Genomic DNA, 18,701 nt, shown 5'->3' with positions numbered 1-18,701 from the left:
TACGAGTTAAATTTGATAAGGAAAAATATGCTGATACAAAACGGCGTCCCCGTCTGGGTCGATATCTCGCGCTGTAAGGCGTGCGATATCTGCGTGAGCCGCTGTCCTGCGGGCGTGCTGGCGATGGCCGTCGAGCCGCGCGCTGTCCTAGGCAAAACGATCGAAGTGGTACACCCGGAGGCCTGTATCGGGTGCCGCGAGTGCGAACTACACTGTCCCGATTTTGCGATTTACGTAGCAGAAAAGGGCTTTAAATTTGCCAAACTAACTGCCCAAAGTAAAGAGCGCGCGACCGCCGTAAGAGAGAATAAATTTGAAAAATTAGAGGCGGGGCTATGAGCGAGTTTTTAAATAATAACGGCGGCAAAATAGAGGTCATCGCTAGCGGCAACGAGCTAGTCGCGCTTGCGGCGGTGGAGTGCGGGTGTAACTTTTTCGGCGGTTATCCGATCACGCCAAGTAGCGAGATCGCGCACGAGCTAAGCGTGCTGCTGCCAAAGCACGGCGGCAAATTTATCCAGATGGAGGACGAGATCGCGGGTATCTCGGTAGCGCTTGGAGCCTCGATGAGCGGGGCAAAGGCGATGACGGCAAGCTCGGGTCCTGGCATCTCGCTAAAGGCCGAGCAGATCGGACTAGGATTTATCGCGGAGGTGCCGCTAGTGATTGTAAACGTCATGCGCGGCGGACCTAGCACGGGGCTGCCTACCCGCGTGGCGCAGGGCGATCTCCTGCAGGCGAAAAACCCGACTCACGGCGACGTAAACAGCATCGTTATCGCGCCCTCAAGCCTAGAGGAGTGCTATACGCAGACCGTTCGCGCGTTTAATCTCGCCGAGCGGTTCATGACGCCCGTGTTTTTGCTATTAGACGAAACGATCGGACACATGCACGCAAAGGCCGTATTGCCGCAGATTAGCGAGCTAGAGATCTACTCGCGCAGGCAGTTTAGCGGCGAGCCTGCGGATTACCGCCCGTACAAAGCAGCTTCCGACGAGCCAGCGACGCTAAATAAATTTTTCGGCGGTTACCGCTATCACGTCACGGGCCTGCATCACGGCGAGACGGGCTTCCCGACCGAGGACGGCGCTGTCGTGGACTACAACATCAAGCGCCTTTTTAACAAAATAAACGTGCACGCGGATGAGTTTGAGCTCTGGGAGGAGTTTATGTTGGATGATGCGGAGATTTGCATTATCGCATTTGGCTCCGTGGCTCGCGCGGTAAAGGAAGCGGTGCTAAATTTACGCGAAAAAGGCCTGAAAGTAGGGCTTTTTAAGCCTATCACGCTATTTCCGACGCCGAGCGAAAAACTACGAGAAATCTCGGCTAAATTTAGCAAAATTTTGATCTGCGAGTTAAATTTGGGTCAGTACGCTGGAGAGATAATAAAAGCTACTCTAAGAGACGACTTTAAAACGCTGCTAAAAGCCAACGGTCGCCCGATCAGCCCGCAAGAAATCGCGCAAAAAATAGGAGAATTTTAATGGCATTTAACTACGATAACTACCTACGCACGGACAAAATGCCGACTCTGTGGTGCTGGGGCTGCGGCGACGGCGTGATACTAAAGGCGCTAATTCGCGCAATAGACAAACTCGGCTGGGACATGAACGACGTATGCGTGGTCTCTGGTATCGGCTGCTCTGGGCGCTTTAGCTCCTACATCAACTGCAATACCGTCCACACTACGCACGGGCGCGCGATCGCCTACGCTACGGGTATCAAGCTAGCAAACCCGGACAAGCACGTCATCGTGATAACCGGCGACGGCGACGGGCTGGCAATAGGTGGCAATCACACGATCCACGGATGCCGCAGAAATATAAATTTAAACCATGTTTTGATAAATAATTTCATCTACGGACTAACAAACTCTCAAACCAGTCCGACCACGCCGACTGGCTTTTGGACGGTGACGGCGCAATACGGCAACGTCGATCCAAATTTTGATGCGTGCAAGCTCGCAACCGCCGCAGGAGCGACCTTTGTAGCGCGCAGCAGCGTGATAGAGCCTGCAAAGCTGGAAAAGATATTTGCCGAGGGCTTTGAGCATGACGGATACAGCTTTTTTGACGTATTTTCAAACTGCCATATAAATCTGGGCCGCAAAAACAAAATGGGGCAGGCCACGCAGATGCTTGAATGGATCGACGGTCGCACGGTGAGCAAGGCTAAATTTGACTTGATGAGCGAGGATGAGCGGGATGGTAAATTTCCGCTCGGAGTGCTACATAAAGACGAGTCGCGCATGGAGTACACCAAGGCCTACGACATGGTGATAAAGGCCGCCAGAGACGGCGAGAAAATCGATTTTGGAGCGCTAAAATGAAAAAGCAGTTAAGATTCGTCGGAGTGGGCGGTCAGGGCGTGATATTAGCCGGCGAGATTTTAGCGGCGGCTAAAATCGAGGAGGGCGGATACGGCGTCAAAGCCTCGACCTACACCTCGCAGGTACGCGGCGGGCCGACGAAGGTCGATATCATCTTGAGTGAGCGCGAGATTTTTTATCCGTACGCAAACGAGGGCGAGATCGAGTTTATGCTCGCTACCGCGCAGGTTAGCTTCGAGCAGTTTAAAGACGGCGTAAAAGAGGGCGGCATCATCGTCGTGGAGCCAAATTTGGTTCGCGCTAGCGACGAGGATAAAAAGCGCTGGAAAATCTACGAAATCCCGATCATCTCCATTGCCAAAGACGAGGTGGGCAACGTCATAACCCAAAGCGTCGTCGCGCTCGCCGTCGCCGTGCAGATGAGCGGCTGCCTAGATACTGAGCTAGTTAAACGCGTAATGCTCTCAAAAGTGCCTAAAAAAGTCTATGCCGAAAACGAAAGAGCCTATGAGCTGGGACTTAAATACGCCAAAATTTGCATAGAAAACGGCAAATAAAAGCGTGATTTGAAATAAGATAGATTAAGTATCATTTCGTTATAATTCAGGCATTAATTTATTTGATTTTAAGGAGAACGAAATGAGCGTTGGTATTTTTTATACGACGACAAAGGGGCACACAAAGAGTGCGTGCGAGTATCTAGCGGGTAAAATAGGAGCGCAGATAATAGACGTTAAGGGCGCAGGGGCGGAGGATTTTGCTAAATTTGACGTTATCATAGCAGCAGCGCCTAGCTACGGCGACGGCGAGTTACAGTCTGACTGGGCGGAGAAACTTCCGCTTTTAAAAGCCGGTAGTAAAGGCAAAAAAGCCGCCATCGTAGCCATCGGCAATCAAGCTAACCACCCGCAAACGCTTTTTAGCGGCGCGGTGGATTTTCTGCCGTATCTAAAAGATGCTCAAATTTTCGGCACTAGCGACGTGGACGGATATAAATTTAATCACTCCGCATTTTTACTAAACGGAAAATTTATCGGCCTAGCACTTGACGTCAAGGGCGACGAAAACTACGCAAAACGCATCGACAAATGGGTCGAAGAAAACAAGTCTAATTTTTAATTTTCTGCTTCCCGCCGCTTCGCTCGTTAAATTTGAGCGAAGCGGTTTTTTAATTGCCAAGTTAACGAGTTCACGTCAAATTTAGATAGCCGTTTTTTAGTAAAATTTGCTTACGATATCTCTAAATTTAAAAGCTCAAAAACTTGGTATTTTTATTCAAATTTCTGAGCTTAAAATACAAATTTTATTTTCCAAAAAGCTTCTTTATAGCGCCGAAAAAGCCGCCTGAGTCTTCGTTTTTATCGCTCTCTTTTTTATTTTTGTCTAGCTTCATCGCTTCGCTTAGCTGCTGAGCCGCCGTGTCGGCGTAGATAAACGCGCCTTCCGGGTCGCAATTAAAAAGATTTGAGTAGCACTCGGAATCATTTAAATCAATCGGGTTGGGTATAATCACGTCTGTCGCCTCAAGCAGCCCGTAGCCGTTTTCTACGCTAAATTTAACCGCGCTCAAAAACGCAGGCAAATTTTGCGCGTAAAAGTCATCTACTTTTTGCTTTATATTTTCATCGGCGTTATAGTCCTGCCAAAATTTAGCCAAATTTGCTGCGCTTATAAACGCGCCAGATGAGTAGTTTCCGTCAAATTCGCCTGTAAATTTTGCTTTCATTTCAGGCGGTATAACGCCGCTTATATCGCTTAGATACCGCTTAAATTCGCCGTGTTCCTCCGCCAAAAAGCCAAACGCCGTACCGCGCGTGTAGAAGTATTTTCTAAAAAATCCTTGCACGGTGGCGAGTATGTAACCGTGTCCCGTCGAAAAGCTCTCGCCGTCCTTGGTTTCAAGCGCGACTTTTAGGGTATCAATGTATTTTTGCGCGTAAAAATCCTGCATGCCGTACTCTTTTGCGAGCCTCTCTGCGACCGACCAGTCGCCCTCGCGCGCGCTTTTTAACGCGTCAAAATACCACTGCTTTATCTCGTTTTCGTTGATCGGATGATAACTCACGTCGTAGCCCATTTTGGCTCCTTTTTAGGTGGATTTTTCTAAATTTATACGGATCGAAATTGATTTACGCGTATAAAATCGACCCCAAACGAATCATATTCGAGCCGCATTTTATCGCTAACTCAAAGTCGCCGCTCATACCCATCGAGCAAATTTGCGCACCCTTTGATTGCAGATTTTCATAAATTTTACGCGTCGTCTCAAAGCTTTTTTGCACGATTTTATCGTCCTCTACGTGCGCGCCGATACTCATCACGCCGACTGGTTTTAAAAACTTACACTCTTGCGTGATTTGCAAAAACGCAGTCTCGGCAGCTTCGGGCGAGATACCTTGTTTGCTATCTTCGTAGGCCGAGTTTATCTGCAGCAGGCAAGGCAGTTCATATTCGAGCCTTTTGTCCACCGCAAGCGCGGCCCCTACGCTCTCGCAGCTTTGCCAAAGCGCTGGTTTGAGCGCTAGGAGGTGGTTTATTTTGTTGCTTTGAAGTCGCCCGATGAAGTGCCACTCGATCGGCAAATTTGACAAAATTTCGCTCTTGTTTTTGAGCTCTTGCACGCGGTTTTCGCCAAAGCTCGTTTGTCCCTGTTTAAAAAGCTCCAAAACCTCTTTAGTCGTTACGTTTTTGCTCACGGCGATTAGCTTTACCGCTTCGCCCGTGCGCGCGTTTTCGATACGTTCTAAAATTTGCGCGAGTTTCATTGTCCCGCTCCGCTCAGGCGTATCACGTCGTTGAAGGTCGCAAACGCCATCAGGCAGAGCAAAAACGCCCAGCCGCAGTAGGTGAGGCCGATATAGACTTTTTCGTTCATCTCGCGGCGGAAAATGAGCTCGTAAAGGTTGAAAAATATATGACCGCCGTCAAGCGCTGGGATAGGCAGCAGGTTTAGCACGCCTAAATTTACCGAGATCAGCGCGGCGATGATGAGTAGGGTCGAGAGGCCGATGCCTGCGGCCTTTGAGGTGATGTCGGTGATTTGAATGATGCCGCCCATCTCTTTTAGCGGCACGACGCCCACGATGAGCTTTTCAAGTCCCGTAAATATGAGCTTTGAGGCGTTTACGGTCTCAACGAGCGCAAATTTGAGCGAGCTAAAGCCTGTATTTCGTATCGTAACGGCCTCGCCTGAAGGCGAAATGCCGATGAGCGGTTTTTCTATCTTTTCGCCAAATATCGTCATGCTTTGCCCGATTTTAGGCGTCAAATTTATCGTTTTTATTTCGCCCGCGCGCTCGAGCGTGATCGCCGTGGAGGTTAAATTTACGTTTTTGCTTATCTCGTCCCATTCGCTGATTTTGATGCCGTTTATGTTTAAAATTTTATCGCCTTTTTGCACTCCGGCACTCGCCGCAGCCGAGTTTTCCAGCACCTTGCCCACGGTTGGAGCTAGTCTCTCAACTCCGATATGTCCGAGCGCGATAAAGATAAAAAAAGCCAAGGCAAAGTTAAAAAACGGTCCGGCAAAAAGGATGAAAATGCGTCCTAGCGGGCTAAGCCTCGTGTAGCTGTCGGCATCCTCGTTTTTTAGCCCCGGTTTTGTGTCCTCTTGCCCTTTTAGGCTAACGTAACCGCCAAGCGGTATCGCGCTGATGGCGTACTCGGTGCCGCCGATAGTTTTTGAGTAGACGCTTTGCCCAAAGCCCACGCTAAATTTTAAAACGCCGACTTTTAGCATGCGAGCGGCGAGAAAGTGGCCCAGCTCATGGAAAAATATAAGAAACGAAATCACCAAAACCGTGATCAAAAAGTGCCAAGAATACGCATAAATGCCGACGGCTAGCAATGCAGCCACAAAGATAATGCTTTTCAAAATTTACCTTTAAATTTGATTTTACCGCTCGAGTTTATCGCTGAGTAAAACGGCGATAAATTTCATGCTCGGGTTTGCGTCAAGCGCGATCTTTAGGCTCATGGTAAGCGGTACAGCTAAAAACATACCGCCGATGCCGAACAAAAATCCCCAAAAAAGTAGGCTCAAAAGCACTACAAGCGTGCTGATACCAAGGCCTTTGCCAAGAAATTTAGGCTCGATAAAGTTGCCGATGACGACATTTACGGCCGCATACAGCGCCGCAGTCCAAGCGCAAGCCGCCGCGTCGTTTAACAAAAGTGCCACCAAAAGCGCTGGAACGGCCGCGATAATAGAGCCGATCGTCGGGACAAAATTTAGCACGAAAGCCAAAATCCCCCAAAGCGGCGCGTAAGGCACGCCGATGAAATTTAGCCCGATAAATATAAAAATGCCCGTTGCAAACGATGCTGCGGACTTGATCGCGAGATAGCGCTTGAGATTTGATATAAACGTATCTACGATCTGGTTTGTTTGCGGATTTTTACTCGCAAAATACTCGACTTTTTGAGAAAATACCTGCACCTCAAAAAGCATAAAAGTAACAAGCAAAAACACAAAAAAGCTCTTTGAGGCAAGCTCCGTACCGCTTCTTAAAAACCCGCCCAGTACGGCAAAAAGTTTATTAATATCAAAGTCTGCGGGCGCGGCGACGCTGTTTGGGTCGATGAGTCCGCGGCTAGCTAAGATATGGTGATAGTGGTCGGCGAGGGCTTTAAATTTGCTCTGAAGCTCGGGCATATAGCTAACTAGCCCGTTAATGGTCTTTAGCACGGTGTTTGCGATAAATCCCAGCGATAAAAACACGACTGCGGTAACTAGCGCAAAGGCTAAAACGCGTGGAAATTTGAGCTTTTCAAGCGCATTTATCGCAGGCGTCGCCACGATAGCGATAAAAACCGCCATCAAAAAGGGCAGAACTACGACGCTAGCAGCCTTTAGTCCGGCTGCTACAACGACGAAACTAGCTAGATAGATTATGGCGTTTCCTGTTCTCAAATTTACGCCTTTTTGGCTTGATTTTTAACGTGCCTTACATAAGCGTTTACGTACTCAAAGCCCGAATACAGCGTCAGCGCGACGCTAAGCCAGAGCAAAAGCTCGCCAAAAGGCCACTGCATGGTTAAAAAGCCGATCGCTACCATCTGGCAGACGGTTTTAATTTTGCCCGCCATCGATGCGGCGACCTCTACGCCTTCGCCCGCCATCACGACGCGAAATCCCGTGATAAAAAACTCGCGAACGAGGATGAGATATACGGCCCACGGGCTCGCGCGGTCTATCATCATGAGCCCTAAAAATGCGCCAAGCGTTAGCATCTTATCCGCAAGCGGGTCGATCACGGCTCCAAGCTTAGTCTTTTGATCCCATGCGCGCGCGATAAACCCGTCGAAAAAGTCCGTGACGCTGGCGATCACGAACACAAGAGCGGCAAAGTAGTTCATCCAGCTAACGTGCACGCCTGAGAAGGAATTGACGCTAAGTAGCAACCAAAACATCAGAGGCGCGAGAAATACGCGCAGGAAAGCTAGGGCGTTTGGTAAATTTAGGCTCATTTATTTGTTCTTTCTTTTGGATTTTGGAGTTTAAAATTTGACGGCGCAGCACGGGAATAGGCGAAAAAATAGCTAGCCTTGTTTTGGCTAGACTTTGCCTGTTGCATATTTACACTTTTGTCAAATTTGCTCGGCGCTTCGTCAAATTTGAGCAAATTTGGCAAATTTGGATTAAATTTAAAAGAGCCGTCCGCGCCGCAAAATTTGCTTGTAAATTTTAAATTTTCATCAAATTTAGCCTGTAAGCGCATCAAATTTATAACGCCAAATTTGCCCAAAATGCAAGCAATCGGCAAAGGAGCGCAGGCTAAATTCGCTTTTTTCATTTAAATGTTGTACCGCCGTCGATGATGAAGGTGTGGCCCGTCACCCAGCTAGCTTTTGAGCTACACAGAAACAAACACGCACCTGCTATATCGGTCGGCTGCCCCATGCGATTTAGCGGGCTTAGCTCGGCCGTTTTGTCGCGTACTTCCTCATAGTTAGTAAAGGCTCGCAGTGCGTCCGTCTCGATAGGACCGCCGCTAACGACGTTTACGCGGATGTTTTTTTCGCCAAGCTCGGTCGCCGCATAGCGCGCCATAGCTTCTACCGCAGCTTTTGCGGTGCCGTGGCCTGCGTAGTTTTCTATGTAAACTAGATTGCCCGTCGATGATAGCGAGATGATACTACCGCCGCCCGTTTTTTCCATGCGTTTTGCGGCTTCTTGCGCGCCCACTACGAATGCATTTACGGTTGCCGTGAAAATGTTATTGATACCGCGGGGGCGAAGTTTCATAAATTTAGTATATCCGCCTGCTACCGGGCGACCCGAGATGATGGCGTTTGATACGAAAAAATCTATACGGTCAAAGTCTGCGTCAATCTCTAAAAATAGATCTTTATAGGTCTCGGGCTCTAGTATGTTTAGCGCGTAGGCTCTAGCTTTTATGCCGTACGTCGCCTCGAGCTCGGTGGCCTGGGTTTTGGCTAGCTCTTCGTTTGAGTTGTATGTAAAGGCGATGTTTACGCCCTTTGCGGCGAATTCCTCCACGATGGCGCGTCCGATGCCGCGCGTTCCGCCGCTGATTACTAGAGTTTTGCCTTTAAATTCGTTTTCGCAATTCATTAAAATCCTTTTATGTTATATTGTTTTATAGTCTGTTCGATTTTTTTGAGATTTTCGGCGCTCGGCTCGCAAAGCGGCAAGCGGTACTCGAGGCTTGATATGAGGCCAGCGATATACATCGCGGCCTTGACCGGGATCGGATTGCTCTCGCAAAACATTATTTTATTGACCGCATACAGATCATCGTTTATGGCTTTTGCGCGCGCAAACTCACCTTTTAGCGCAAAGTGGGTCAAATTTGAGATTTCGTCTGGGAGCAAATTTGCCGTGACCGAGATCACGCCCTTGCCGCCGTTTGAGAGGATAGGGTAGTTTATCGCATCCTCGCCGCTGATGACGGATAGACCTGGCTCGTGCGCGAGTAGATCGACGCAGCGCTCGATGCTGCCGGTGGCTTCTTTTACGCCGTAGACATTCTCGCAATCTTTAAATAGCCTAAAAACCGTGCACGGCTGGATATCTACGCCTACGCGGCCAGGGACGTTATAGAGTAACACCGGGATTTCGACGCTTGAGGCGATCGCTTTGTAGTGGCGGTATAGGCCTTCTTGCGTCGGTTTGTTGTAGTAGGGCGCAACCGAGAGGATACCGTCCGCTCCGTGATCTTGAGCAAATTTTGCTAAACCTACCGCCTCGTGCGTGGCGTTACTGCCCGCACCGGCAAGTACTTTTACGCCCGTGTTCTTGCAGGTATTTACGGCGATTTCGATACAAATTCTATGCTCATCGTGCGTTAGCGTCGCGCTCTCGCCCGTCGTGCCTACGGGTACGACCGCGTCGATGCCGTTTGCGATTTGTCTTTTGATTAACTTTTCATAACCGATTTCGTCTAGCTTGCCGTCTTTAAAAGGCGTAATCAGCGCCGTCATAGCGCCCGTTATTGCTTTTTTATTCACTTTTTTTCCTTTCTTAGGATGATCGTCGTGGATTTTTCTTTTCTCGCGTATTTTTTGCAGATTTCGTTTAGATCGGCCGGTTTTAGCGCGGCTGTTTTTTCAGGCAGCTCAAAAAGCGGCTTTATATCGCCTCTAACGAGATATCCGCCGTATAAATTCGCCACCTTCGACGCGCTATCTAGCGAGTAAATGAGATCGCTTTTTAAGCTATTTTTTATCTTAGTTATCTCGTCTTCGTCGATTTTTTGTGTTTTGGCGTTTTCTAGCACTCGCCAGATCTCGTCCTCTACGGCCTCTGCCTTGACGCCGGGATTACAAACGGCAAGCACGATGAGCAAGCTCTCGTCGATATTGCTCATATTATAGACATCCACGCTGTTTACGAGGCACTTTTCATCTATCAAAACGCGCTGTAAAACTGAGCTTTGCCCACTGCCTAGATACTCGGCTAGCGCGCCTAACGCAGGTTGATCCTCGTGATTAAACGGCGGGATCTTAAAGGCAAGCGCTAGCATCTCTACTTCGCTATCCTTGTAAATTTCAGCCCTTTTTGCGCCGTTTTGCTCTGGCTCGATGCAGTGGAGTTTTGGTAGCGGTTTTTTGTTTTTTATATTTTCAAAGTGCTTTTTGCCCAGCTCAAACGCGCTTTTTTTATCTATGTCGCCGCTGATTAGCAGGATCGCGTTTTGCGGCTGATAGTACGTCTCGTGAAATTCTTTTATATAATCTATGCTCCAGTTTCTGATATCGCCGATAAAGCCGATCGGAGTCCAGTGGTACGGGTGATAGCTAAAAGCGACGTTAAAGAGCGTAAAGTACAAAAATCCTATCGGAGAGTTGTCCGTGCGCCATCTGCGCTCCTCGGTTACGACGTCGCGCTCGGGCTGAAATTCTTTATCTTTTAGACTCAAATTTTCCATTATATCAGCATAAAGCCTAAGCGCCTCGTCTAGGTTGCCTTTTGAGCATTTGACGAAATAATGCGTATAATCAAAGCCCGTGCTAGCGTTATTTACGCCGCCAAATCCCTTTACGATCTCGTCAAATTCGCCCGCTTTCATATTTTTCGTGGATTTAAAATTTAGGTGCTCAAGCATGTGCGCGATACCGCTTTTGCCCATCGTTTCATTTCGTGAGCCCACGCGGTAAAACACGTCCACGCTAATGACGCTAGAGCCCTTGCTAGCGGGGATGTGATATATCTCAAAGCCATTTTTGAGCTTTGTTTTGGAGTATTTTATAAGCATAAATTTCCTTAAATTTTATTTTTTATATCGCAGCCAACCGCTTCGCTGATAGAGGCGAAATTATCCTCTTTTAAAAGCTTTAAAATACCTTCGTTGATCTGTTTTGCGATGTTTGGGCCCTTAAATATAAAAGAAGTGTAAATTTGAACCAAATTTGCGCCAGATTTTATGCGTGCGTATGCCTCCTCGGCGCTGTCTATGCCGCCGCTTGCGATCAAAACCGTCTTGCCGTAAAGCTCGCTAGCAACCGCGCTAAAAAGCTCGCGCGAGCGTTTGGCGATAACCTTGCCGCTTAGTCCGCCGAAATTTTGTAAATTCGCAGATTTTGATAGCGAATAATCAATGCTCGTATTATTTACGATGACGCCTTTCGCGCCACTTTCTACGGCCGTTTTGCAGATCTGCACAGCCTTGTCGTCGTCCATATCGGGCGCGATTTTAAAGATTATCGGTTTTTTTGCGATCGGCGATAGGCGCGCAAATAGATCTTTTATAAAGCCATCTTCTTGCAGTTCGCGTAAATTCGGGGTATTTGGCGAGGAGACGTTGATAACGAAGCAGTCGCAAATTTCGTTAAATTTAGCGACTAAAATTTCATAGTCTTTAATCGCTTCCTCATTTGGCGTGATTTTGTTTTTACCGATGTTGGCAAAAAGCGGTATCGCAAACGGATATAGCTTGCCGACGCGCGCGCCAAGGGCGTCTGCGCCCTCGTTGTTAAAGCCCATCGCGTTTTGGATACTCTCTTCTTCGATTAGGCGAAAAAGGCGCGGTTTTGCGTTGCCCTCTTGCGGTTTTGGCGTCACGGTGCCAAACTCCACGTGCCCAAATCCGAGCGCGGCTAGCGGGCGTAGCATGGTGGCGTTTTTGTCAAAGCCGCCGGCGATTCCTACGGGGTTTAAAAAGCTAGTTCCGAGCAAATTTTGCGAAAGAGCCGCGTCCGCGACGACGCAGTTTTTGGCGACGATGCTATAAAGCCCTGGAAATACGCAGTCTGAGATACTTAGCGTTTTTTCGACGATTTTGTGAGCGGTTTCGGGGTCAAATTTAAAAAATATGGATTTTAGCGTTTCGTAATTCAAATTTTATCCTTAAATTTTGAGCGATTTTATCAAATTTAGGCTTAAACAAGGGCTTCGCCTTTTAGTTTCGCGTAAATTTCGCAGCTCTTGCTAAGCGCCTCGTCGGTATCAAAACCGACCACTTTTCCGCCGCTGATAACGGCGATCTTATCGGCATTTTGCACCGTGCTTAGGCGGTGCGCGATGATAAATATTATCTTTTCTTTTTGTAAATTCGCGATGGCTTTGGTTATTTGCTGCTCGCTTTCATTATCCAGAGCGCTCGTAGCCTCGTCAAATATCAAAATTTGCGGGTCGTCGTAAAGAGCGCGGGCGATGGCGATACGCTGACGTTGGCCGCCCGAGAGATTGGTGCCAAATTCATTTAGCACGGTCTGCGTGCCCTCGGGTAAATTTGACACGAAATCATACGCATTTGCCGTTTTTAGTGCGAGCTGCACCTTGGCTTCGTCGTATTCGCGGCCGTAGGCGACGTTGTTTGCGACGGTGTCGTTAAAGATATAGACGCGCTGGGTAACCAGACCGATATTTTGCCTAAGCGAACCGAGGTCAAAATTTTTGATATTTTCGCCGTTTACCTCGATCGCTCCGCCGTTTGCGTCGTAAAATCTCATTAGCAAATTTACGATCGAGCTTTTTCCGCCGCCGCTACTGCCCACGAGCGCGACGGTTTGGGACTTGCTTGCGCTTAGATTTATGCCTTTTAGCACCTCTTTGTCGTCGTAATTTAGCCTGACGTCTTTAAAATTTATCAAATTTATTTCAGACGGTACGGGCTTGTCGCCGCTTAAAATTTGAGGCTCTTTATCAAGTAGCTCAAAGGTTCGCTCTGCCGCGACCACTGCGTCTTGCATCTTGTTGTAAAGGCCTGAAATGCGTTTAATAGGCGTGTAAAGCATAAAAAGAGCGGTTAGAAACGAAAAGAAGCTTCCCATCGTCAAATTTCCGTCTATGACCTCTTTGCCGCCGATAATGACGACTGCCGCGACGCCCACGGAGCCAAAAATTTCCATCATCGGACTCACCATCTCGTTTACTTTTACGCTTTTTAAATTTAGTTTGAAAAATTTAGCATTTTCGTCGGTAAATTTGGTGTGCTCAAACTCCTGCGCGTTGTTTGCTTTGATGATCTCGATATTGGTAAAAATTTCGCTCAGCTTCGAGCTGATGTCGGAGGTTTTTTCCTGCGAGGCGCGGGAGATTTTTTTCATCTTTTTTGCGAGTCTTGAGAGCGGATAGACGGCTGCAGGCATGATAACTAGCGCAAAAAACGCAAGCTGAAGGCTCTGATAAAGCACGACGCAAAGTAGCCCGACGATCGTGATAGCCTCGCGGATGAGCTCTGGGATCATGGAGCTAACGATGCTTCTGATGCGGTCGATGTCGTTGATATTTCGGCTTATTAGCTCGCCCGTGCGGTAATCGTTAAAAAACTTCATATCCAAATTTAGCAGGTTTTTTAGCAGTTTCTCGCGAAATCTCCTCACGATATCCTGCCCGATATACGCCGTAAAATAGGCCTGCAAAAACGTCCCAAGCCCCTTTAAAAAGTAAATCGCGATGATGGCGTAGGGCAAAAGATAAAGCAGGTCTTTGTTTTTTTCGATAAAAATTTTATTTAGAACAGGCTCGATCACCCACGCCGACGCGGCCGTACCGCCGCTAGCCATCAGCATGCCGGCGATCGCGATGATAAAATACGAAATATAATCCCTAAAATAGGGCGCAAACCGCCGCAGGACCTCTTTTAGGCTCATCTGCTTCATATCTTTTCCCACATGCAGCCGTTTGGAGTATCCATGAGGCTGATGCCGTTTGCGGCTAGCATATCGCGGATTTTATCGGATAGCTCGTAGTTTTTGGCCGCTTTGGCTTCATTTCTTTGATTTATCAGATCCTCGATATATGCTCGTTTTTCGTCGCTAACGCCAAACTGAAAATACTCAAACACATCTACTTGCAAGATGCCTAGCACTCGCGCTATTAGCTCCAAATTTGCCGCGATTTCGCCTTTTTTGGCTTTATCTTTCGGCTTTGCGTCTAGCTCATCGTTTGCGCCGCGGACAAACTCGTCTACGCTCGCAAGGGCTTTTGAGGTGTTTAGATCGTCTCCCATCGCGGACATAAATTCGCTCTTAAATTTATCGTTCGCGCTCAAATTTGCCGCCGCGCCAAGAACCCGTTTTTTTAGACGGTAAATTTTATCTAGGCGCTTTTTTGTCGCATTTAGATCATCTTCACTAAAGTTAAAATTTGCTCTGTAGTGGCTGGAAATCAGATAAAATCTCACCGCCTCGCCTAAATTTCGCTTCAGCGCGTCTTTAACGAAAAAGCTATTTCCTAGGCTCTTGCTCATTTTTTCGTTATTTACTTGGATAAAGCCGTTGTGTAGCCAGTATTTAGCCAGGCTCTTGCGCTCGGCGCAGCGGCACTGTGCGGCCTCATTTTCGTGATGAGGAAATAGCAGATCAAGCCCGCCCGCGTGGATATCGATCTCAAATTTTTCGCCGCTAGATAGGTGTTTTTTTATCATCGCGACGCACTCGGTGTGCCAGCCTGGGCGACCGCGGCCAAACGGGCTTTCGTACCATTTCTCGTCAAATTTCCACAGCACAAAGTCTTTTTCGTCCTTTTTTTCGTCGCTACTAGCCACGCGAGCGACGTTTGCCTCGGTGTCAAATTTACCACTCAGGCTTAGATACTCCGCGTCTTTTGCGGTGTCAAAGTAAACGCCGTCGCCCTCGATCTCGTAAGCAAAGCCGTTTTTTAGCAAAATTTCGATGTACTCTATCATCTCTTTTAGCGTCTGTGTCGCCTTTGGCTTGACGTCTGGCTCAAGTACGTTAAGCGCGCTCATATCTCGCTCGTAGCTTGCGATGTATCTATCCGTGATTGCCTCCAGGCTCTCGCCGCTTTCCGCCATTTTCTTTAAAATTTTATCGTCGATGTCGGTGTAGTTTCGTACAAATTTGACCTTGTAGCCAAGCTCGTTTAGCGTGCGCCTAAGCAAATCAAAGCTAATCGCGCTTTTGGCGTGTCCTAAATGCGCATCGTCGTAAACCGTCGGCCCGCAGACGTAAATGCGTACGAAGTCGCTTTTTACTGGCTCAAATTCTACTTTTTTTTTCTTTACGCTATCAAAAATTTGCATCTAAAAATTTCCTTAAAAATATCAAAATCACTGCTTCTAAAACCAAAACCGCGCTTAAAAGCGTTATTTTTTTAGGCTCAATTATAGCTAAAAATTTCCTTATCCCAAAAAATTTGACGTTTAAAGCTAGTGTCAAAAACCCGCCCAGCGAGCTAGCAAGCGCTAGTCCGAACGCGCCGTAAATTTGCATCAGCGCGACTGCTAAAACGAGATTAAAAACGAGCGTAATAACAGCGATTTTAGAGGCTAGCTTTTGCTGTAAATGCGCATAAAGCCAAAGCGAAAAAAGTTTAGCTAACCCAAAAGGCAAAAGTCCGATCATATATGCGGCTAAAACGCTTGCGGTCGCCGCCGTATCGGCCTGCGTGAAGCTTCCGCGCTCAAAAAGCAGCTTTATGATAGGTTGAGCCAAAACGATGCCGCCGATAGCCGCCGCAAAAAGCAGAAAATATAAAATTTCAAAGCTTTTTCGCATCCATTTTAGAGCTTCGGCTTCGTTGCCGGCTTTAATTTGACGCGTGATTTTAGGAAAAAGCGCCGTCGAAAGCGCGATCGCAAATATCGCTAAAGGCAGCTGAAAAATGCGGTTGGCGTAGAAAAGATAGCTGATCGAGCCCGCCGCCAAAAACGACGCCAGCCACGTATCCATAAACGAGCTTAGCTGCATCGCGGACGATCCCACTAGACCGTGGAAAAAGTTGCTAAAAAATCCCTTTGTATCGGCTCTTTTGCCGCGGGCAAATTTAACTAAGCCGCCGAAAAATAGCTTTGAGATTCCGTTAAATTTAAGAGCGATAATGTGTGCTATGAGCTGCAAAACGCCGCCTACTACGACGCCGAAACTAAGATAATAAGCTACGATTTTAGGCTCTTGTCCGCGAGCCAAAATCAAAGAACCGATCATGGCTAAATTTAGAAGAGCGGTCGAAAACGCCGTCGTAGCAAAGTGCCCGCGATACTGCAAAAGCGAGGCTAAAAATGTAACGGCAAAGATGAGCGCTAGGTAGTAAAAGTTGATTTTTACGAGCGGAACGGCTTCGTTTATGTCGCTAGGCGCCAAACCGGTAGCGATAACTGCGGTAAAAAACGGGGCGAATAAATTTACCAAAAGCGTGAGAATGCCGATAAAGGCTAGAAATTTAAGAAAAATCTCGGCGCTAAAGAGCGATTTTTTGTTTGATTTTGTAAAATTTGGCAAAAAAGCGTTGGCAAAGGCCCCCTCACCAAAGATACGGCGCAGTAAATTTGGTATCTTAAACGCGATGAAAAATATGTCGCTATAAATGCCCGCACCCAAAGTAGAAGCCGTGAGCAGGTCGCGCACGAGCCCTAAAACTCGCGAAACCATGATACCGATACTGTTTGAAAAAAAGCCTTTGATAAACACGAAAATCCTAGTAAATTTTTAGCGCAATGATAGGCAAATTTAGTTTTAAAAGACGTAAAATCAAGAGTTTTTAATGAAATTTTAGAGATAATCGACTAAAAATCAAAAAATTGCGAGAGTATCACGTGCCAGAAAACCAAAACGCGCAGCAAAACTTCCTAGCCGAGATAGAGTCTGAGACGGCCAATCCGTACGGCGAGATATTAAATTTAGCAAAGCACTTCGGCGTCGATAGCAAATTTATAGATTTTGATATCATAGAAATCAAAACCGAGTGTAAGGTGGCGGGCGAGAGCCAGCCTCGCCAAATTCCGGCGGAAAAACTAAACATCTTTGACGACGATAAGTTTTTCGTAGAAAAAGTAGAAAGCATAAAACAAAACTATCTGGTTAAATTTTACGACACGAGGCAGGTAAAACCAACGCCTTTGCCTAATGTCGCCATAAGTGCAAATAAAAATTTGACCAAAATTTTAGCCACCGTTTCGCAAAACGCTGACACGGTTTATTTTAAAGAATTTGATAAAAAGTTGATAAATTTTATCTACAAAAAGCTGATAAAAGTAGGCATCCTGGTGGGTATCAGAAACAAAACGATGCTAGAAGAGGTCGCTAAAATATCTTCGGTTTTAAGAGTAAAAGAATTTATCGACAAGGACTACACCTTTATCGTGACCGCCGGCGTAAACGTAAATCCGTCGGCAGACGACGCGCTGGTGTTTTACTATAAAAACAAAAACAAATCTACCGATGAAAACGACAAGGTGGATTACGCAAACAGAGGCTATTTGCTTGGCGTAACAGAAAATGAATTGATATTTGAATACGTAAAACTAAGAGAAGGTGCAAACGGTCGCGACGTGCGAGGAAATCTACTGCCGACGCAAAAGCCTAAAGTAACGATAACGAAAATGCCCGAACATACCGAAAATATCTACTCGAAAGAAGGCGAGGAGGGGATAAAATTTTACGCCAAAAAGGCCGGTTACGTCCAAGAGGAAAAAGGCGTTTTTGATATCAAAGACGAGCTTGACGTAAATGAAATTTCGTTTAAAACCACAGGCTCGGTCGATACGGGTCTTGACACCAACGTAACGCTAAACGTAAAGGAAAAAGACCTAACAAAAGACGCCATAGGTACTGGTATGACGGTTGAAGCAAACGAAGTAAACGTCGATGGAAACGTCGCCGCAAACGCCGTAGTAAAGGCAAATAAAGTAGTAATCGGAGGACAAACCCACGCTAAAGCCCTCATCGAAGCAAAAGATGCGAAAATAGCCGTGCATATCGGTAGCTTTGACGGAGAATACGTCGAGATAGATAGACTAGAAGGCGGCAAGGTAAAAGCTAAAAAAGCCGTGATAAAATCAGCGATCGGCGGCGAGATAATCGCCGAAAGCGTCGTCATAGATACGCTCGTGTCAAATTCAAATATCATAATCGCCGACACGCTAGAGATAAAAAAACTAAAGGGCGTAAATAATAAAATTTTAGTCGATTTTAGCATGATAAAAAACACGGGCGAGCAGATTAACGAGCGCATGGCAAAGATAAAAACCATCAGAGAACAGATCGTAAAAATGCCGCGCACGCTAGAGTCTAAAAGATGCGTCATAGAAGAAAACAAAGGCCCGATAAACGTCATCAAGGCTAAAATCGAGGAACTAAAAAGCACAAACAACACTCCGCCCGCGACGTTTATGAAAAAACTAAAAGAGTATCAGCAGCTAGTGCACGAGTACAACGCGCTTTTAAAAGAATTTCGCGAGAAAAAAGCCGCGATCGCCGAGCTAAGGGGCGAGATAACAAATATCCAAGAGGGTATATTTAACTCAAAAGTGATAAATCATAGTAATTGGCGCGAATTTAACGAGATAAAATTTAGGCTCGTAGACCCGGCTCGCGACATCACGTACAGCACCCGCGAAAACGAGATCGCGCGAATCATCACGATAGCTAAAGTCGAGACCGAGGACGGCGATATAGACTACGTAGTCAAGAAAAACAATAACGTCAGGAAGGCGTAAAA

General features: G+C 47.0%; 19 protein-coding genes. 6 read left to right on the top strand and 13 right to left on the bottom strand.

The genetic code is table 11. The features are described from left to right. Positions 1-27: 27 nt before the first annotated feature. The 5 genes from EE116_RS07925 (at position 28) to EE116_RS07905 (ending at position 3,451) form a co-directional block, all read left to right on the top strand. Positions 28-339 carry a 4Fe-4S binding protein gene (locus tag EE116_RS07925; RefSeq protein WP_122873946.1) on the top strand — a complete coding sequence of 104 codons (312 nt, stop codon included), beginning with the start codon at positions 28-30 and terminating at the stop codon, positions 337-339. Then, complete coding sequence (locus EE116_RS07920) at positions 336-1,487, top strand: 2-oxoglutarate synthase subunit alpha (protein ID WP_122873945.1); 1,152 nt, start codon at positions 336-338, stop codon at positions 1,485-1,487. The genes EE116_RS07925 and EE116_RS07920 overlap by 4 nt, the downstream gene beginning before the upstream one ends. Continuing rightward, entirely contained in the window at positions 1,487-2,332 is an 846-nt protein-coding gene (locus tag EE116_RS07915; protein ID WP_122873944.1) for a 2-oxoglutarate ferredoxin oxidoreductase subunit beta, read from the top strand. Before EE116_RS07920 ends, EE116_RS07915 begins: the two co-directional genes overlap by 1 nt. Beyond that, complete coding sequence (locus EE116_RS07910) at positions 2,329-2,889, top strand: 2-oxoacid:acceptor oxidoreductase family protein (RefSeq protein ID WP_122873943.1); 561 nt, start codon at positions 2,329-2,331, stop codon at positions 2,887-2,889. The genes EE116_RS07915 and EE116_RS07910 overlap by 4 nt, the downstream gene beginning before the upstream one ends. An 82-nt stretch (positions 2,890-2,971) precedes the next feature. Next, positions 2,972-3,451: an NADPH-dependent FMN reductase family protein gene (locus tag EE116_RS07905; RefSeq protein ID WP_122873942.1), complete on the top strand. Its 480-nt coding sequence runs from the start codon at positions 2,972-2,974 to the stop codon at positions 3,449-3,451. A gap of 184 nt (positions 3,452-3,635) precedes the next feature. Here EE116_RS07905 and EE116_RS07900 read toward each other — a convergent pair whose 3' ends face one another. The 13 genes from EE116_RS07900 to murJ are packed head-to-tail and all read right to left on the bottom strand — an operon-like array spanning position 3,636 to position 16,672. Beyond that, positions 3,636-4,409, bottom strand: coding sequence for a hypothetical protein (locus tag EE116_RS07900; protein ID WP_122873941.1), 774 nt, complete (start codon positions 4,407-4,409; stop codon positions 3,636-3,638). A 52-nt stretch (positions 4,410-4,461) separates the two neighbouring features. Beyond that, positions 4,462-5,097, bottom strand: coding sequence for a YggS family pyridoxal phosphate-dependent enzyme (locus EE116_RS07895; RefSeq protein WP_122873940.1), 636 nt, complete (start codon positions 5,095-5,097; stop codon positions 4,462-4,464). Further along, positions 5,094-6,206, bottom strand: coding sequence for an RIP metalloprotease RseP (rseP, locus tag EE116_RS07890; protein WP_122873939.1), 1,113 nt, complete (start codon positions 6,204-6,206; stop codon positions 5,094-5,096). The genes EE116_RS07895 and rseP overlap by 4 nt, the downstream gene beginning before the upstream one ends. A 21-nt stretch (positions 6,207-6,227) precedes the next feature. After that, the gene (locus tag EE116_RS07885) at positions 6,228-7,223 is read right to left on the bottom strand and encodes an AI-2E family transporter (protein ID WP_420886358.1); all 996 of its coding nucleotides are present in this window, start codon (positions 7,221-7,223) and stop codon (positions 6,228-6,230) included. Positions 7,224-7,246: 23 nt separating this feature from the next. Beyond that, positions 7,247-7,801: a CDP-diacylglycerol--glycerol-3-phosphate 3-phosphatidyltransferase gene (gene pgsA / locus EE116_RS07880; protein WP_122873937.1), complete on the bottom strand. Its 555-nt coding sequence runs from the start codon at positions 7,799-7,801 to the stop codon at positions 7,247-7,249. Further along, positions 7,798-8,127, bottom strand: coding sequence for a hypothetical protein (locus EE116_RS07875; protein WP_122873936.1), 330 nt, complete (start codon positions 8,125-8,127; stop codon positions 7,798-7,800). The genes pgsA and EE116_RS07875 overlap by 4 nt, the downstream gene beginning before the upstream one ends. After that, positions 8,124-8,909 (bottom strand): enoyl-ACP reductase, encoded by a 786-nt coding sequence (locus tag EE116_RS07870; RefSeq protein WP_122873935.1) that lies wholly within the window; start codon positions 8,907-8,909, stop codon positions 8,124-8,126. The genes EE116_RS07875 and EE116_RS07870 overlap by 4 nt, the downstream gene beginning before the upstream one ends. Beyond that, positions 8,909-9,778 carry a 4-hydroxy-tetrahydrodipicolinate synthase gene (gene dapA, locus EE116_RS07865; protein WP_420886357.1) on the bottom strand — a complete coding sequence of 290 codons (870 nt, stop codon included), beginning with the start codon at positions 9,776-9,778 and terminating at the stop codon, positions 8,909-8,911. The genes EE116_RS07870 and dapA overlap by 1 nt, the downstream gene beginning before the upstream one ends. 23 nt (positions 9,779-9,801) lie before the next feature. Continuing rightward, a complete protein-coding gene (locus tag EE116_RS07860) occupies positions 9,802-11,052 on the bottom strand; it encodes a M16 family metallopeptidase (RefSeq protein ID WP_122873933.1) in 1,251 nt (416 codons plus the stop codon). A gap of 8 nt (positions 11,053-11,060) precedes the next feature. Further along, complete coding sequence (locus EE116_RS07855; RefSeq protein ID WP_122873932.1) at positions 11,061-12,134, bottom strand: quinone-dependent dihydroorotate dehydrogenase; 1,074 nt, start codon at positions 12,132-12,134, stop codon at positions 11,061-11,063. Positions 12,135-12,175: 41 nt separating this feature from the next. Next, the gene (locus tag EE116_RS07850; protein ID WP_122874465.1) at positions 12,176-13,900 is read right to left on the bottom strand and encodes an ABC transporter ATP-binding protein; all 1,725 of its coding nucleotides are present in this window, start codon (positions 13,898-13,900) and stop codon (positions 12,176-12,178) included. Continuing rightward, the gene (gene cysS, locus EE116_RS07845; RefSeq protein WP_122873931.1) at positions 13,897-15,285 is read right to left on the bottom strand and encodes a cysteine--tRNA ligase; all 1,389 of its coding nucleotides are present in this window, start codon (positions 15,283-15,285) and stop codon (positions 13,897-13,899) included. Before cysS ends, EE116_RS07850 begins: the two co-directional genes overlap by 4 nt. Next, positions 15,272-16,672: a murein biosynthesis integral membrane protein MurJ gene (gene murJ / locus EE116_RS07840; protein ID WP_122873930.1), complete on the bottom strand. Its 1,401-nt coding sequence runs from the start codon at positions 16,670-16,672 to the stop codon at positions 15,272-15,274. The genes cysS and murJ overlap by 14 nt, the downstream gene beginning before the upstream one ends. 110 nt (positions 16,673-16,782) lie before the next feature. On the opposite strand from murJ, the gene EE116_RS07835 reads away from it, so the two are divergent. Continuing rightward, positions 16,783-18,699 (top strand): flagellar assembly protein A, encoded by a 1,917-nt coding sequence (locus EE116_RS07835; RefSeq protein WP_241091665.1) that lies wholly within the window; start codon positions 16,783-16,785, stop codon positions 18,697-18,699. Positions 18,700-18,701: the final 2 nt, after the last annotated feature.

The organism is Campylobacter showae, assembly GCF_900573985.1.
In the GTDB taxonomy this organism is placed as follows: Bacteria; Campylobacterota; Campylobacteria; order Campylobacterales; family Campylobacteraceae; genus Campylobacter_A; species Campylobacter_A showae_E.
The sequence above is the reverse complement of the archived record's forward strand: the minus strand, read 5'-3'. Positions and strand labels throughout refer to the sequence as shown.